Below are 13,391 nucleotides of genomic sequence, written 5' to 3' on the forward strand. Positions count from 1 at the left end.
GATCCACCATCGTGCTCTCCCCAACTTTTATGCAAGGCTAGTGCTCGTAGTGTGCTTATTTTCTCGCGCTGCCCTGAAAACAGGCGAATAGCCACTCGCAGTGTTGCTATTTCGTTGCAAGCAACATACAGGTTGTTAAGCAAATCTCGTCCATGAACGCAGCGTTTGCGCTACGTCCGCACCGTCGATGATCATTCGTAAAATATCATCATTGATCAATTGGCGGCTGGCGTTCCATTTTCGATTCAAGAAGAAGGCGCCAAGCTGAATATACTCCAACTCCTGAAGGTAACGGTACCATACCGGGTGTTCCGTCAATCCCTGAGCGATCGCCTGCGATTTCGTATTCGGAAGAACCCAATAGCGGCTGGCCAATATGTAATGGCGTAAAAATTCCCATGCCAATCGCGGGTTCGCGGATTTCTTCGTGACGTGCGCTCCGGCCATATAAATCATATTGGCTTCGACCCCGCCCGGCATTTTCGGCAAGCCGACAACGGCATATTTTTGATCCGGGTGTTGTTGATGGAGGAAGTGCCAGCCGAACATGAGGTTCATAGCCGCTTCCTCGTGTTCCCGTCCTTCCGGTAATCGGGAAGGTTCGTTCGGCATTCGGACGATTTTATGCAAACGGAAGGCATCGATCAGCTTTCGGAATGCATCCATCGTTGCAGGGCTGTCGACGTATTTATGCGCCGTTGACCCGTCCGGCGACACATAGCGCCCGCCGTTGCGCAGGATGAAAGGCTCCCACCATTCGATATCGATGCCGATCCCCAGTCCGTATTGAGATGCTTTTCCCTCGGCATCGCGGATCGTAAGCTTTTTCCCGAGCTCGATAAAGTCGTCCCACGTCCAATCGTCTGTCGGATAAGGGACATCTGCCCGGTCGAACATTTCCTTATTATACATAATGAGCGGCATCATAATTTCCAGCGGCAACCCCGGCAAAACGCCGCCATGAGTAATAGCCTGCCGTAACCCCGGATACCAGTCCTCCCATAGCCCTTCGATTTCCGAGGCATAGGGGGTCAAATCGATGAACAGCTCGTCACGATTACCGGCTTGGAACCCGCCCAGTTCAATAATATCCGGCGGATTTTCCGATTCCAGCGCTTTCGCCGCTTCGAAGCCGTCAACCGCAAGCTGAATTTGAACGTTCACGTCCGGGTGAAGCCGTTCAAAGGATTGTTTAGCTTCTTGCACGACATGCATATAATGCTGAATTTCCGTTACAAACCGCAACTCTACCATCGTTCTTCTCCCGCCTCCCTAGCCATAACGGCTAAACTTTTCTCCAAATACCCGATTGCCGCACTTTCAAAAGTCTTGGCTTTGCTTAAAAGGACGACGCATTCTTCACGCATTTCCGGCGACAATTCCTCCGGTGAACGGATGAAAGGCAATTTCCCGCTCATTTCCTCAAAAGCTTCCGACGCTTGTTCATAAGCATCTGAAGCCAGCAGCGCGAGCCGCATCGATTCCCCTTCAAGAGGCGCGCGTCGCAAATACATGGCGGCATACTTTTTCGCCTGCGCATAGACGAAGAACAATTGACCCATACCGTACCGGTTAGGCGCGATATGCCTGTTTCGCAAATGACCGATCCAGCGATCGTAGACTGCAAGACCCGAAGTATAACTTAAGTAAGAAGTTCGGGGTTTATATCCGCAGCCTTTCCTTGCATAGTCAATGGCGAAGCGAATCGTCCGCCGCGCTTGCTCATGCTCTTCTCCCGATGATTGCTTCTTCACGCCGTCGATGCCGGCAAGGAAACGGATCGGATTGTAAACGACATCATCGTAAGAGATCTTCTTGCCTTCATGCCGCATCGGGTCGGTAAGATGCACAACGCGCTCCGCGTCATCGTATCCGAAGATGACCGCCCATTCGTGCACATAAGGCTTTGAAGCCAGGGTATCGAAGTACAATACGGGCTTGCCGGCATCGATATGCCTTCTTACGAACGGAATAACAGCTTCTTCGATCGGAAGCACCACCGGAAAGCGCTCCACCGCGCCGAGCAGCGGAACGCCGTCGGCAAGCTGGCCGCACAGCAACGTCGTCTCATAGCCGAGCTCTTTCATCAATTGCTGCAGAGTCTCTCGCCAATCAAACACATAGATGCCGTCGGCGAACGTCGTTTTGTCCGAAATTTTCATGCGGAAGGCAAAGCCGGATATCCCCATCAGCTTTGCTTCATCGGTTCGATCGCCGAGCGTATTCAACATACGCCGGATGCTGTCTACAAACGTTAATCCGGTAAAGGTAAAGGCCGGTCCTCCCGGCGTCGGAAGAAGCTTGTGCGTCATCATGCCGCTTCTCTCCCTCTTTTCCGATACTAGACCGAGTGAGGCGCGAATGTTCTCCTTCCGAAGCTTCTGCCGAGATCGGTGAATATACGTGTAGACGGAGCCGATCGGCATTCGGTACATGGCGGCGATTTCTTCAGGGCTCAGGCTGCGAAAAAAATAAGCCTTAAAGATGCCCTGCTCCTTACGGTTAAGACAATGCAGCAGTGCATGAATTGTCTCATACAGCTCTTTGCGCAGCAGATGCTCCGCCGGATCCTGCTCTCGCATCGCAGCATCCGCCGCCGAACGGGACAGATGGTACAGAATACTGTCCAGATCCCTCCAATCCACCTTCGAACGATCCGCCTCGGTTGCATTGCCCAATCTGGAAAACGGCAGCTCCTTCCGGTGGACTCCTCCCCGGCGCAATCGCATATTGGCTTGATTTCGGACGATTCGATGAAGCCAAGGTAGAAACCGGCTTGTGTCGGCGAGCGAGCCTAGATGCAAGAAGGCGCGAATCAGCGCATCTTGCACAACATCGTCGGCCATATACGGATCGCCGGTCAACCGTTCCGCCCAATCGTGCGCTTTGCCGCGGTACTGCTCAATAAGTTCGCCGAACGCTTCGGTATCCCCTAGTCGTGCGCGCTCCACCAGTTCCCGATCTCCAACGGACATTATTGCTTTCGTTCCGGCACTTTCAGCGTCGCCTCCCACTTCCCCCGCTCACCCTTTCTTCGGCCCCAATAGGATAGATGCCTGACACGCAGTTTATTTGAACAACTTTTTTCGTTTATCGATAACTTTTTGATTTTCGTATTACATTCGCTTTCGTACCGCTCTTTCCTTTATTCATAGGATCGCAGGCTTTCCGCGATTACTCCCGCCGAGCCGCCGAATATTGTAAAATAAATGGACTGCTTGTTATCGCGCCGGAGGAGGTTCATATACCTATGGATCCACAAACAAACATAACGGAAGGTTACATCGAAGTGCCCGGAGGCCGGGTATGGTATTGCAAAATGGAGCGAGAGCCGACCAACCGAAATACACCGCTGCTAATTCTTCACGGCGGCCCGGGCAATTCCCACGACCTGCTGAAGATATCGCTGGGCGTTCTGGCGGCGGATCGACCTGTCATCTTCTACGACCAGCTCGGCTCGGGACGCTCGGACAAGCCGACCGACCCGGTGCTTTGGCGGACCGGCCGATTCGTCGAGGAGCTGGAATGCGTCCGCCGCGCGCTGCATCTTACCGAGCTGCACCTGCTCGGGCATTCGTGGGGGACGATGCTCGCCGCTTCGTATCTGCTGGAGCGCAAGCCGCCTCAGGTAAAGAGCGTCATCTTCTCCAGCCCGTGTCTCAGCGCAATGCGCTGGAAGGAGGATGCCGACCGGTTGATCGACTCGCTTCCGGAGGATACGCGAGCGACGATCCGGCGCTGCGAAGCGGAAGGAACGACCGGCTCGTCCGAATATCAACAAGCGATGGATGTTTACTACAGCAGCTTTGTTCGCCGAATTCCGTGGCCGCCTAAGCTGGCTCAACCGCTGCCTCCCTCGAACAAGGAGGTTTACATGACGATGTGGGGTCCGTCCGAGTTTTGCCCGACCGGCAATTTAAAAACATACGACTGCACCGGCCGGCTGCACGAAATCGACATTCCTGCGTTATTTCTGTGCGGACGCTTCGACGAAGCGACACCCGAGGCGACGCGCTACTATCAAAGCCTCGTGCCGGGGGCGGAGCTGCGTGTATTCGAAAACAGTGCTCACCTAAGCTATTTTGAAGAGCCGGAGGCGTACGTGAACGCGGTCAGAGCATTCCTGAGCCGGAAGGAAAACTGACCGCGGCTCCGCTTCACAACGAATGTTCATTAATTTGTGATTTTTTTCACAACCATTCGCCCGCTCCCGAGTTATACTAAAGCCATAAAGAACAAAGGAGCTGGTCGATATGTTGAACACATGGATCAGAAATAACAAGTATGCCGCGGGATTGCTGCTTTTCCTCCGTGTTTATCTCGGCTACACGTGGATGAACGCGGGTTGGCACAAGCTGACGGGCGGCTTCGACGCCGGCGGATTTTTAAATAACGCGGCGGCGAACCCGGTGCTGGACAAAGCGACAGGCGAGCTCGTCTACCCGAACTTTGTCGCCTTCGTCCATAATTTCGCGCTCCCTAACGTGAAGCTGATCAACGTCATGATCCCGCTCGGCGAATTTCTGGTCGGACTCGGACTCATCCTCGGCTGCTTGACCGCCGCCGCCGCCTTCTTCGGACTCATGATGAACTTCATGTTCATGTTTGCCGGCACCGTAAGCACGAACCCTTGGCTCGTACTGCTCGGCTTCATCGTCCTGACGGCCGGCGCCAACGCCGGCGCCTTCGGCGCCGACCGCTACGTCCTTCCGTATTTGCGCAAGCTGTTCGGCTTAAAACCGAAAGAGAAAACCGTTAACACAGCAGCGGCTTAACCGATACGCTTTGAAGAACTACCGCCCCGACCTTCGGGGCGGTTTTTTTTATCCCATAAAAAGCCTGAGTTTCGTTCACAATATTGCCCCAATTTTGCAACGGAGTTATAATGTGAAGCATATTACCGAAGAAGGCTTGCCGCTTCTCTTCTGATGCATGCGGAGGGATATTATGATTCGCTTTGCCGCTTCCACCGTTCTCGGATTCGTGCTGCTTTACGTACAGTCGCTGATCGTCATGAAGCTTAACGGTTACACGTCGATTCATTTTACCAACCTTTATTACTTAACGCTCGTCTGGGTTATCGATTTTTTCATCGTATTCAGCATTCTTACTCAGCTAAAGCCCTGGCTCATACGCAACAAAATTATCGAAACGTCGGCAACGGAAGACTACAACGACTAAAAAACCGGACCCTGTAGGGGTCCGGTTTTGCTTATTAAATCAGATCCTCGAGCTCCCCGACAATCCGCGCCTTCATCCGATCGACCACGGAAAAATCCATCGCTTGCACGTAAATTTGCTCGAGCTCGTCGTGGAACGACTTCGCTTCCGCCAAATAAGAGATAGACTCCTTCATCTTGCCCGAATATTTTTCCTGAATGCCGGCCAGGCGGTCCGCATGCTCCTCATCCGTACCCGGCTTGATGCATCGCGCATACATATCGACCACCTCATCCGATTCCCGCTCCGGGAAATACTCGTGCGGGGCGGTGCTGTCGAACAACGCGAAGCCGAGCTCCCGGACGATAATCATATCCAGGCTGTTCGGATCGAAGCCGCAATGGTAAATCTCGACGTCGAAGCCGCGTTCCTGCGCCGCAGCAGCCAGCCGCTTCAGCATCGTCGACTTTCCGGAGCCCGGGCGGCCTTTAATGAAATAGCGCTTGTTCAAGCCTTCCGTCAAGTTCGGTACAAAATCGACCGCTCCTTTCGGAGTCGCGGCCCCCAAGAAACGATGGTCGACGCGGCTGCTTTTTGGAGCGCTAAGTCCGCCGAACAGCTCCTTAATAAACAGTTCCGTTACTTCATCCGCCGCGGAAAAATCCATGTTGCGGATATAAACGGCCTCCCACTCGTCATGAATGCGCAGCGCTTCGGCGAAGCCGGCATAAGCCTTCGCATACGCTTCTTGAATCCGCTTGTTCAAGCCTGAAATCGCGTCCTTCCGAAGGCTCAACCGGGACGCGTCCCACGCCTCTCCCAGATTTACGTACTGCTCCACCGCACCGGGCAGCCGGGGTTCGATCACATGCGGAGACGTTCCGTCGACGATCCCCGCCTTGAGCGCCGGAATGACGAGTCCGTCCAGCGACTCGTTGTCCGAAGCGCAATGAATGTACCAAATATCAAAGCCGCGGGCGGCAAAATCGCTGCCGACCGAGCGAATCAAGGACGATTTCCCCGTTCCGGGTCCGCCCTTCAAAATATAAAGACGATTCAAGTCCTGCAGCGACGAGTCGAACAAATTGGCAAAGCCTCTTGCCGTGTTGCCGCCCGCATAGAAGTTTGTAATGAAACCAGCCATACCGCCACACCTTTCTTTGGGCATTTGTCACGGGTACCTCTGGTTTCATCGTATTATTCGAACGCCCGATTGGTGCATCCGTCCCGAAAAAAGCATCCTTCGCTTTTACAAACAAAGGCGTGAGACAATCAACCGCTTCGTTCCGATAGGCATATGCTATACCATCACGTTTCTGGAGGGATTTTTTTTGGATTCAGCCAATAGACAGCCGAAGCACCTGGCTTGGCACGAAACGATGGAGCTGCACGAGCTCGTCGCCTTTCAGTCCAACCACTTAATGGCTTTCAAAATGCATCTTACGGATGTGAAGGACCCGCAGCTGCACGCTCTATACGCCGAAACGATTCACGGCATCGAGCAAAACCTGCACGAGCTGCTTCGCTACTATCCTCAAGCGCCGGTCGGCATGAGAAAAAGCAGCGACGGCGATATGACCGCCTTTTATGCGGCCCACCTGCTCGGGTTCGTCAAAACGGCCGTGCGAAATTACGCGATCGCCATCACCGAAACGGCGACGCCGCAGCTGAGAGGCACGCTGCAAAAGCAGCTGAACGCCGCGATCGCCCTGCACGGCAAGGCGTTCCAATTTATGTACGACCGCGGCTTGTATCCGGCCTATGACCTGGAGAGGCTGCTGGCGCTCGACACGAAAAATGCGGCGAAAGCGTTGGAAATGTAACGCATGTACGCAATCGTTTGGCCCGGGAAACCGGGCTTTTCTTCATGCGCATACTCCGATTTCGCTAGGGAACCATAGCACTGAGAAACCATTCCAATGAACCGGAGGGTGATGATTCCGTCATGAATCCGCAAACGCTGGCGCCGCACGAGTCGATGGAGCTGCACGAGGCGCTTAACTTTAAGACGCTATGCCTGGCGAAATCGAAGCTGATGCAGGGACTCGTATTCGACCAGGAGCTTAGGGCGCTCATGCAAAAGGACGTGGAGCAATCCAAGCGCGCCGTCGAACAGCTTCAAGCCGTCTACGCAAAAGCGCCGTTCCGCTCGCCCGTGCCCGAAATGCGTCCGACCCCCATATTAAACTGAAGGTGGACATCCTATGAATCACGATTACTTAGACCCGATTAACTCACTGAACATGCCGGAAATGGCGGATATGACGTTCGCCATGGATTTCCTTGTTCGGGCGAAAGAAGCGGTGCGGAACACGGCGATCGCCATTACCGAAACCGCCTCTCCGGAAGCTAGAGCGCTGCTTCGCAATCAACTGAGGGAGGCGCTTGCGCTGCACCAGGAAATTACCGAGCTCATGATCCGCAAAAAATGGTTCCACCCGTACGAGCTGAACGAGCAATACAAGCTAGACCAGCTTTCCGCAAAAAATACGATGATGATCGCTAATATGAATTTGTTTCCGGACGATACGTCGCGCAAAGGGATGTTCGACCGGACGCCGGACGAACATATGGGGAGGCATCGGGCATGAAGGCGGTAACGTATCAGGGCATTAAAAACGTCGTCGTCAAAGAGGTGCCCGATCCGAAAATCGAAAAGCCGGACGACATGATCATTAAAGTGACCAGTACGGCCATATGCGGCTCCGATCTGCACCTCATTCACGGTTTGATCCCGAATTTGCAAGAGGACTATGTGATTGGCCATGAACCGATGGGCATCGTCGAAGAGGTCGGAACCGGCGTAACAAATTTGAAAAAGGGCGACCGCGTCATTATTCCGTTCAATATTGCGTGCGGCGAATGCTTTTATTGCAAAAACCATCTGGAAAGCCAGTGCGACAATGCAAACGAAAACGGGGATATGGGCGGTTTTTTCGGATACAGCGGCACAACCGGCGGGTACGCCGGCGGTCAGGCGGAATATTTGCGCGTTCCGTTTGCGAACTTCACGCACTTTAAAATACCTGAGAGCTGCGAGGAGCCTGATGAAAAGCTCTGCTTGATCGCCGATGTGATGCCGACCGCTTTCTGGAGCGTCGATAACGCCGGGGTCAAGGACGGTGACACGGTCGTCGTGCTCGGCTGCGGACCGATCGGGCTGATGGTTCAAAAGTTTTGTTGGATAAAGGGTGCCAAACGGGTCATCGCGGTCGATTACGTAGATTACCGCTTGCAGCATGCGAAACGCACGAACCGTGTAGAGATCGTTAATTTTGAGAAGGAAGCCGACATCGGCAACCACCTGAAGGAGATCACCAAAGGCGGCGCCGACGTTGTCATTGATGCTGTGGGCATGGACGGCAAGATGAGCAACCTCGAATTTCTTGCAACCGGCATGAGACTGCAGGGGGGAACGATCAACGCGTTCGTCATCGCCTCCCAAGCCGTCCGTAAGGGCGGAATCATTCAGGTTACAGGCATTTACGGAGGACGTTACAGCGGTTTTCCTTTCGGGGATGTGTTTGAACGCAACGTCAATATCCGTACCGGACAAGCTCCCGTCATTCATTACATGCCGCATATGTATGAGCTTATTGTGAACAAGAAGATTGATCCGTTCGACATTGTGACGCACGTCATTCCGCTAAGCGAAGCCAAGCAGGGCTATGAGAAATTCGACACGAAGACGGACGGCTGCATCAAGGTCGTTCTGAAGCCTTAAGCAAGGGAGGATGCATACGATATGAATTCGCCTTACGCATTGCATGAAATATTGGAAACGCACGAGATTGCGGCGTTCAAAACGATTTGTATGACAAAATCGAAGACGATGCAGATGCTCATCTCCGACCCCGAGCTAAAGCAAATTTTGCAAGAGGATGTCGCACTGACCGCAAGGCAGCTTGAGGAGCTTGGCGCCCTGCTGTCGAATGCGCCGGCGAGGGGGCTGCAAGTATGAATTTTATTTTGGAGCGGCTGACCGGGCTCAATGACATGACGGACCAAGTGATCGCGATGGATTTTCTGATCACGGCCAAGAGCGGCGTAAGAAACTACGCCATGGCCGTTACGGAGTGCGCGACTCCGGAGATCAAAGCGGTATTGGCCAAACAGCTCGAAGAAGCGATCGACACGTACGAAAAAATTGCAGACTATGCAATTCGGCACAACCTGTACCACCCTTACGACCTGCAGGCGCAAATCAATCTCGATCTGCAAAACATGCAAACCGCCCAAAGCATCCCAACCTAAGAAAAACTCCTGACCGGGCTGTTGAATTCGGACAAGATGGCTGGCAGCTCGCTCTAATGCGCCAAAAATCAGGGTTTAGCGTTCGTCAAGCGGTATGGCGACGGGTAAATTGGCGATTAAGCGTCCGTGGTGTCCGTTAGCACAAATAAGAAAAGCCGCTCAAGCAGCGGCTTTTCTTATTTCCGTTTAAAATTGTTCGATTTTCGCAGCTTGTCTTTTCTCGTCTATCCAGCTCATGGACATCTCGGACACTTTGGAGCTGACCAGCGTTTCCTTAATTTCATCCTTCTTCTCGTCCAGCGTCGGCGTCACCGCATCCTTATGGTCGGTCGCTTTAATAATGTGGTAGCCGTAGCTCGTCTCCACAATATCGCTCAGCTCTCCCGGCTTCAGCGCGAACGCCGCCGTATCGAACGCTTGCTCCATCCTGCCGCGTTCGAAGAAGTCCAAATCCCCGCCGCTTGGCGCCGTTTGAGTATCCGTCGATTTCTCCTTGGCGAGCTCGGCGAAGTCGGCGCCTTCCTTCAGCTGCTTCAAAATCGCTTCCGCTTCTTCCTTCGTTTCGACCAAAATATGCGAAGCGCGCATTTGCTCCGGCGTTTGGAGCGATTCGAGATTTTCATCGAAATAAGCTTTAATATCGTCATCCGTGACGGTAACTTGAGGCTCCAGCAGCTTGCGGAGCTGTACCTGCGTCTTCATATTTTCCTTCAAGCTGTCCAGCGTCATGCCGTAGGAAGCGAGCGTATATTCAAACTCCTCGTCCGAGCCGAAGGAGGATTTCACCTTGTCGATCTCTTTATCGATGTCGGCATCCGTAATCGTTACTCCGGCCTTCTCCGCTTCCTGGCGGATCAGTTCCTCATCGATCATATTTTGGAGCGTCTGGTCCCCGCCCAAGGCATACATTTCATCGTATAATTGCTCCTTGCTGATCGAAACGCCGTTCACCTTGGCTACGGCGCCGCCGAGCCCCGCCGACCCTTGCTTTTGGAACGGGTTCAACCAAACGACGCCCACCAATACGATCAGCAAAATAACAGCAATCAACATCCAAATTCGTTCTCTAATAAAGTTCATCCTTCGGCTCCTTCTACAACGATAATTTACATAAGGCTTGTACACAGTATGACGGCCAAAGCTGAAATGAAAATGAGAAAAAGCTGAAAATAACCTGAAAATGAGAAAATCCGCCGGACTTGGCCAAAACAGCCATCCGATTCCTAACGGCGCCCGGCGGATCTGCTGCAAGTGCGGTCTAGCTTAACGTCATTCGAAACGGCGCGGCCGGAAGCCCATGACTGTTGTACAGGTTCGCTTCCATATAATTCGCCCAACCGTAACGCACCGCCGCCGGCTTCGAGACGTTCTCGTTCCAAACCGTGACGGTATTCCCTGAAAGCGCGGCTTCCGCAGGCAAGAACGCTCCGTCTTCGCCGCAAATATGGAAGCCCTTGAGCCGGGCGCCGCCCGAACCCAATCCGCTGCCTGCGTGCTCAAAGGAAATAACGGCTTTATTTCCATCCGCGCGCGCGCTCGCCGGCTTCGGTCCGGAGCTTTGCACGTTGCAGCCGTACACTTTCTCCAGGGCGACCAAGGCGAGCCGGTGCCCGATCGGCTGCTTTCGCCGCGGGTGAATGTCCCGCTCCTCCCCGCAATCGAGCGCGACAGCCATGCCCGTATGCGGCACGCGGTCCGCAACCTTCTGCTGAGATTCGCGCAGCAGCGGCCACGCCTCGCCGTCCGGGTGTCCTTCATTATCCCAGAAGGGCAGCTGGACGAACAGGAACGGCAGCTCCGCATCCTCCCAGTCGCTGCGCCACTTGCGGATCAACGCCTCAAGCAGCTTGTCGTACAAGGCAGGCCGGTGCGCGTCCGATTCTCCTTGATAATAGATGAAGCCTTTCAACGGGTACGGAGACACTTTCGAAAGCATCGTATCATACAGTCCGCACGGACGATAAAACACCTTCGGGCCGTACACCGGCGGCCAAGGATAGGCTCCCAGCTCCTCGCCCGTCTTGCCCTCCCGCTCCCTTTGGACATAATCGTTCACGGCTTGCTGATATTCCCGGTCCGCCTGCTCATACGCTTCCCATGTAAAATCCTTCATCCGCGCTTCATGCTCGTCCCAGTATACGCGCAGCTCTTCATCGCCTTGCAGCGTGCTCTGATCCACCCAGCAAGAGGCGGACGTACCGCCCCAGTTGCAGCTGATCAAGCCGATCGGCACGCCAAGCTCGCGCTGCAGCTCGCCGCCGAAAAAGTAGGCGACGGCGGAAAACGCTGCGGCGCTTTCCGGTGTGCACGCTTGCCAAGTCATCGCGGCATCTTCGTCGCCGGGCTCCTCGTAGGAAATGCGAGGGACGTGAAGCAGCCGGATGTCGGGATGCTCCGCGTTCGGAATCGCATCCTTCGACTCGGCCGCATCGCGCAGGCTCCACTCCATGTTGGATTGACCGCCGGCCAGCCATACGTCGCCGAATAAGACGTCCGTAAAGACGATACGGTCCTCCTCCGAGGAAAGCGTAAGCTCATGCGGCCCGCCTGCAGGCATCGGCGGAAGAGACAGCCACCACCGTCCGTCCTTCACCGTCGCCTCCGCCCGGTTACCGCCGACTTGCGCGGCAACGACGGCGCCTTCCGCGCCGGTGCCCCATACAAACACAGACGTATCCCTTTGCAGCACCATACGATCGGAAAAAATCGGGGCCGCCTTCAGCTTCACAGTCATGCTCACAACCTCCTTGCAGCTGCGGCGTATTCGGCCGCATTGCTTTTCAGCCGCTCAAAGTCTCCTTCTTGGATCCATTGCTTATTCAGCAAACTGCTGCCCAAACCGAAGCCCTTCGCTCCGGCCTTGGCGTACTGCTCCATGTTGCCGATGTCCACGCCGCCCGTCGCGATCAGCGGAATATGGGACAACGGGCCTTGCAGCTCCTGTATGTACTTCGCTCCGAGAGAGGCGGTCGGAAACAGCTTAACGGCCGCGGCTCCGTGTTTCCATGCCTGGACGATTTCCGTCGGCGTCATCGCTCCGGGGAAGACGCCCGCGCAATTCGCTGCGCCGTATCGAATGACGGCTTCGTCCACGTTCGGCGTAACCAAATATTCCGCGCCGGCCGCCACCGCCGCCTTCGCCATCTCCACATCGAGCACCGTGCCCGCTCCGACAAGCATGCTCCCCTCGAACAGCTTTCGCCATCTGCGGATAAAGTCCAAAGCTCCCGGGGTGTTCATCGTCACTTCGATCAGACGTATGCCGCCCTCGTACAAGGCTGAAGCCGCCGCGTCCGCTTTCTCCTCGGGGATGCCGCGCACGATGGCAATTATTTTCTCTTCCGTCAACCGTTTGAGCAAATCCATGCCGTTCCTTCACTTCCCCTTTTTCATAGGCCTTTGCTATATTTTAAGAGAAAAGAACGGTCGTGTCTCCAACAAAATTAAGTTTTACAGCACCATGCTGCCTACGTAAAACGACAGAGCAATGACGGCAACGGCCGCGACCGCCGCAAAGGCTGTCGCTCGCTTCAGCTTTCCCGGGTCGATAAAGCGTTCCCGCCGCGCCCTGTAGAGCAAATATAAAGTAACCGGAAAAGTAAGCAGCACGCCGGTTACGACGCCGGGAGCGTATTCCCGCAACAAAATCGTCGCCAGCACATGCGGGAAAAATACGTTTAAAAACACGATGGCGATTACTCCCGTTAACAGGTAGGCGCTTCCGCTTTCGTTTCGACTTTTGGAGCCGTAGTATGTAATCGCGTAGACCAGCAGCGTAGCTACTGCAAGTCCGAACCAGAACGCCTTGTCCTCGATTCGGACGGGCATCGGCATCGCGCTTTGCGCCCATGCCGGCATCCAAACCGCTTCCTCGATGTTGTGGATCGTCACGACGACCGGAAACAGCCACAGCAGGGTGCGAAAAGGCACCTTATCCAATAAGTTCAACATCCTCTTCTTCATCGGTCTCCCCCCTT

Annotated in this window: 16 protein-coding genes; 9 read left to right on the top strand and 7 right to left on the bottom strand. The window is 54.4% G+C overall.

Annotation, left to right across the window (positions count from 1 at the left end):
• Window positions 1-135: 135 nt before the first annotated feature.
• Both PT964_RS18620 and PT964_RS18625 read right to left on the bottom strand, forming a co-directional pair.
• Complete coding sequence (locus tag PT964_RS18620; protein ID WP_274364853.1) at window positions 136-1,254, bottom strand: ABC transporter substrate-binding protein; 1,119 nt, start codon at window positions 1,252-1,254, stop codon at window positions 136-138.
• The gene (locus PT964_RS18625; RefSeq protein ID WP_274364854.1) at window positions 1,248-2,951 is read right to left on the bottom strand and encodes a sigma-70 family RNA polymerase sigma factor; all 1,704 of its coding nucleotides are present in this window, start codon (window positions 2,949-2,951) and stop codon (window positions 1,248-1,250) included. The genes PT964_RS18620 and PT964_RS18625 overlap by 7 nt, the downstream gene beginning before the upstream one ends.
• 299 nt (window positions 2,952-3,250) lie before the next feature.
• Between PT964_RS18625 and PT964_RS18630 the strand changes: the two genes are divergently transcribed.
• The 3 genes from PT964_RS18630 (at window position 3,251) to PT964_RS18640 (ending at window position 5,181) form a co-directional block, all read left to right on the top strand.
• The gene (locus PT964_RS18630) at window positions 3,251-4,144 is read left to right on the top strand and encodes a proline iminopeptidase-family hydrolase (RefSeq protein WP_274364855.1); all 894 of its coding nucleotides are present in this window, start codon (window positions 3,251-3,253) and stop codon (window positions 4,142-4,144) included.
• Window positions 4,145-4,253: 109 nt separating this feature from the next.
• Window positions 4,254-4,775, top strand: a complete 522-nt coding sequence (locus PT964_RS18635; protein WP_274364856.1) for a DoxX family protein — start codon at window positions 4,254-4,256, stop codon at window positions 4,773-4,775.
• Between the two features lie 172 nt (window positions 4,776-4,947).
• Entirely contained in the window at window positions 4,948-5,181 is a 234-nt protein-coding gene (locus PT964_RS18640) for a hypothetical protein (RefSeq protein WP_274364857.1), read from the top strand.
• 34 nt (window positions 5,182-5,215) lie between these two features.
• On the opposite strand, the gene PT964_RS18645 is transcribed toward PT964_RS18640, so the two are convergent.
• Entirely contained in the window at window positions 5,216-6,304 is a 1,089-nt protein-coding gene (locus tag PT964_RS18645) for a PRK06851 family protein (protein WP_274364858.1), read from the bottom strand.
• A gap of 235 nt (window positions 6,305-6,539) precedes the next feature.
• Between PT964_RS18645 and PT964_RS18650 the strand changes: the two genes are divergently transcribed.
• The 6 genes from PT964_RS18650 (at window position 6,540) to PT964_RS18675 (ending at window position 9,414) form a co-directional block, all read left to right on the top strand.
• Window positions 6,540-6,983 carry a spore coat protein gene (locus tag PT964_RS18650; protein WP_274364935.1) on the top strand — a complete coding sequence of 148 codons (444 nt, stop codon included), beginning with the start codon at window positions 6,540-6,542 and terminating at the stop codon, window positions 6,981-6,983.
• A gap of 122 nt (window positions 6,984-7,105) precedes the next feature.
• Complete coding sequence (locus PT964_RS18655) at window positions 7,106-7,351, top strand: spore gernimation protein GerQ (protein ID WP_274364859.1); 246 nt, start codon at window positions 7,106-7,108, stop codon at window positions 7,349-7,351.
• Window positions 7,352-7,364: 13 nt separating this feature from the next.
• Entirely contained in the window at window positions 7,365-7,751 is a 387-nt protein-coding gene (locus PT964_RS18660; RefSeq protein WP_274364860.1) for a spore coat protein, read from the top strand.
• Window positions 7,748-8,884: a zinc-dependent alcohol dehydrogenase gene (locus tag PT964_RS18665; protein WP_274364861.1), complete on the top strand. Its 1,137-nt coding sequence runs from the start codon at window positions 7,748-7,750 to the stop codon at window positions 8,882-8,884. The genes PT964_RS18660 and PT964_RS18665 overlap by 4 nt, the downstream gene beginning before the upstream one ends.
• A gap of 21 nt (window positions 8,885-8,905) precedes the next feature.
• The gene (locus PT964_RS18670; protein WP_274364862.1) at window positions 8,906-9,121 is read left to right on the top strand and encodes a hypothetical protein; all 216 of its coding nucleotides are present in this window, start codon (window positions 8,906-8,908) and stop codon (window positions 9,119-9,121) included.
• On the top strand, window positions 9,118-9,414 hold the full coding sequence (locus PT964_RS18675; RefSeq protein ID WP_274364863.1) for a spore coat protein: 297 nt from the start codon (window positions 9,118-9,120) through the stop codon (window positions 9,412-9,414). The genes PT964_RS18670 and PT964_RS18675 overlap by 4 nt, the downstream gene beginning before the upstream one ends.
• A gap of 186 nt (window positions 9,415-9,600) precedes the next feature.
• On the opposite strand, the gene PT964_RS18680 is transcribed toward PT964_RS18675, so the two are convergent.
• The 4 genes from PT964_RS18680 to PT964_RS18695 form a co-directional block, all read right to left on the bottom strand.
• Window positions 9,601-10,494 (bottom strand): peptidylprolyl isomerase, encoded by an 894-nt coding sequence (locus PT964_RS18680; protein ID WP_274364864.1) that lies wholly within the window; start codon window positions 10,492-10,494, stop codon window positions 9,601-9,603.
• Between the two features lie 178 nt (window positions 10,495-10,672).
• Entirely contained in the window at window positions 10,673-12,148 is a 1,476-nt protein-coding gene (locus PT964_RS18685; protein ID WP_274364865.1) for a sialate O-acetylesterase, read from the bottom strand.
• Between the two features lie 2 nt (window positions 12,149-12,150).
• Window positions 12,151-12,780, bottom strand: coding sequence for a bifunctional 4-hydroxy-2-oxoglutarate aldolase/2-dehydro-3-deoxy-phosphogluconate aldolase (locus PT964_RS18690; RefSeq protein WP_274364866.1), 630 nt, complete (start codon window positions 12,778-12,780; stop codon window positions 12,151-12,153).
• A gap of 84 nt (window positions 12,781-12,864) precedes the next feature.
• Window positions 12,865-13,377 carry an HXXEE domain-containing protein gene (locus PT964_RS18695; RefSeq protein ID WP_274364867.1) on the bottom strand — a complete coding sequence of 171 codons (513 nt, stop codon included), beginning with the start codon at window positions 13,375-13,377 and terminating at the stop codon, window positions 12,865-12,867.
• Between the last annotated feature and the right edge of the window lie 14 nt (window positions 13,378-13,391).

It is taken from the genome of Paenibacillus thermotolerans (assembly GCF_028745515.1).
Classification (GTDB): Bacteria; Bacillota; Bacilli; order Paenibacillales; family YIM-B00363; genus Paenibacillus_AE; species Paenibacillus_AE thermotolerans.

Coding starts and splice junctions, on each gene's coding strand:
- PT964_RS18620 (WP_274364853.1), bottom strand. CDS start 1,254: ATGGTAGAGTTGCGGTTTGTAACGGAAATTCAGCATTATATGCATGTC.
- PT964_RS18630 (WP_274364855.1), top strand. CDS start 3,251: ATGGATCCACAAACAAACATAACGGAAGGTTACATCGAAGTGCCCGGA.
- PT964_RS18635 (WP_274364856.1), top strand. CDS start 4,254: ATGTTGAACACATGGATCAGAAATAACAAGTATGCCGCGGGATTGCTG.
- PT964_RS18640 (WP_274364857.1), top strand. CDS start 4,948: ATGATTCGCTTTGCCGCTTCCACCGTTCTCGGATTCGTGCTGCTTTAC.
- PT964_RS18645 (WP_274364858.1), bottom strand. CDS start 6,304: ATGGCTGGTTTCATTACAAACTTCTATGCGGGCGGCAACACGGCAAGA.
- PT964_RS18650 (WP_274364935.1), top strand. CDS start 6,540: ATGGAGCTGCACGAGCTCGTCGCCTTTCAGTCCAACCACTTAATGGCT.
- PT964_RS18655 (WP_274364859.1), top strand. CDS start 7,106: ATGAATCCGCAAACGCTGGCGCCGCACGAGTCGATGGAGCTGCACGAG.
- PT964_RS18660 (WP_274364860.1), top strand. CDS start 7,365: ATGAATCACGATTACTTAGACCCGATTAACTCACTGAACATGCCGGAA.
- PT964_RS18665 (WP_274364861.1), top strand. CDS start 7,748: ATGAAGGCGGTAACGTATCAGGGCATTAAAAACGTCGTCGTCAAAGAG.
- PT964_RS18670 (WP_274364862.1), top strand. CDS start 8,906: ATGAATTCGCCTTACGCATTGCATGAAATATTGGAAACGCACGAGATT.
- PT964_RS18675 (WP_274364863.1), top strand. CDS start 9,118: ATGAATTTTATTTTGGAGCGGCTGACCGGGCTCAATGACATGACGGAC.
- PT964_RS18680 (WP_274364864.1), bottom strand. CDS start 10,494: ATGAACTTTATTAGAGAACGAATTTGGATGTTGATTGCTGTTATTTTG.
- PT964_RS18685 (WP_274364865.1), bottom strand. CDS start 12,148: ATGACTGTGAAGCTGAAGGCGGCCCCGATTTTTTCCGATCGTATGGTG.
- PT964_RS18690 (WP_274364866.1), bottom strand. CDS start 12,780: ATGGATTTGCTCAAACGGTTGACGGAAGAGAAAATAATTGCCATCGTG.
- PT964_RS18695 (WP_274364867.1), bottom strand. CDS start 13,377: ATGAAGAAGAGGATGTTGAACTTATTGGATAAGGTGCCTTTTCGCACC.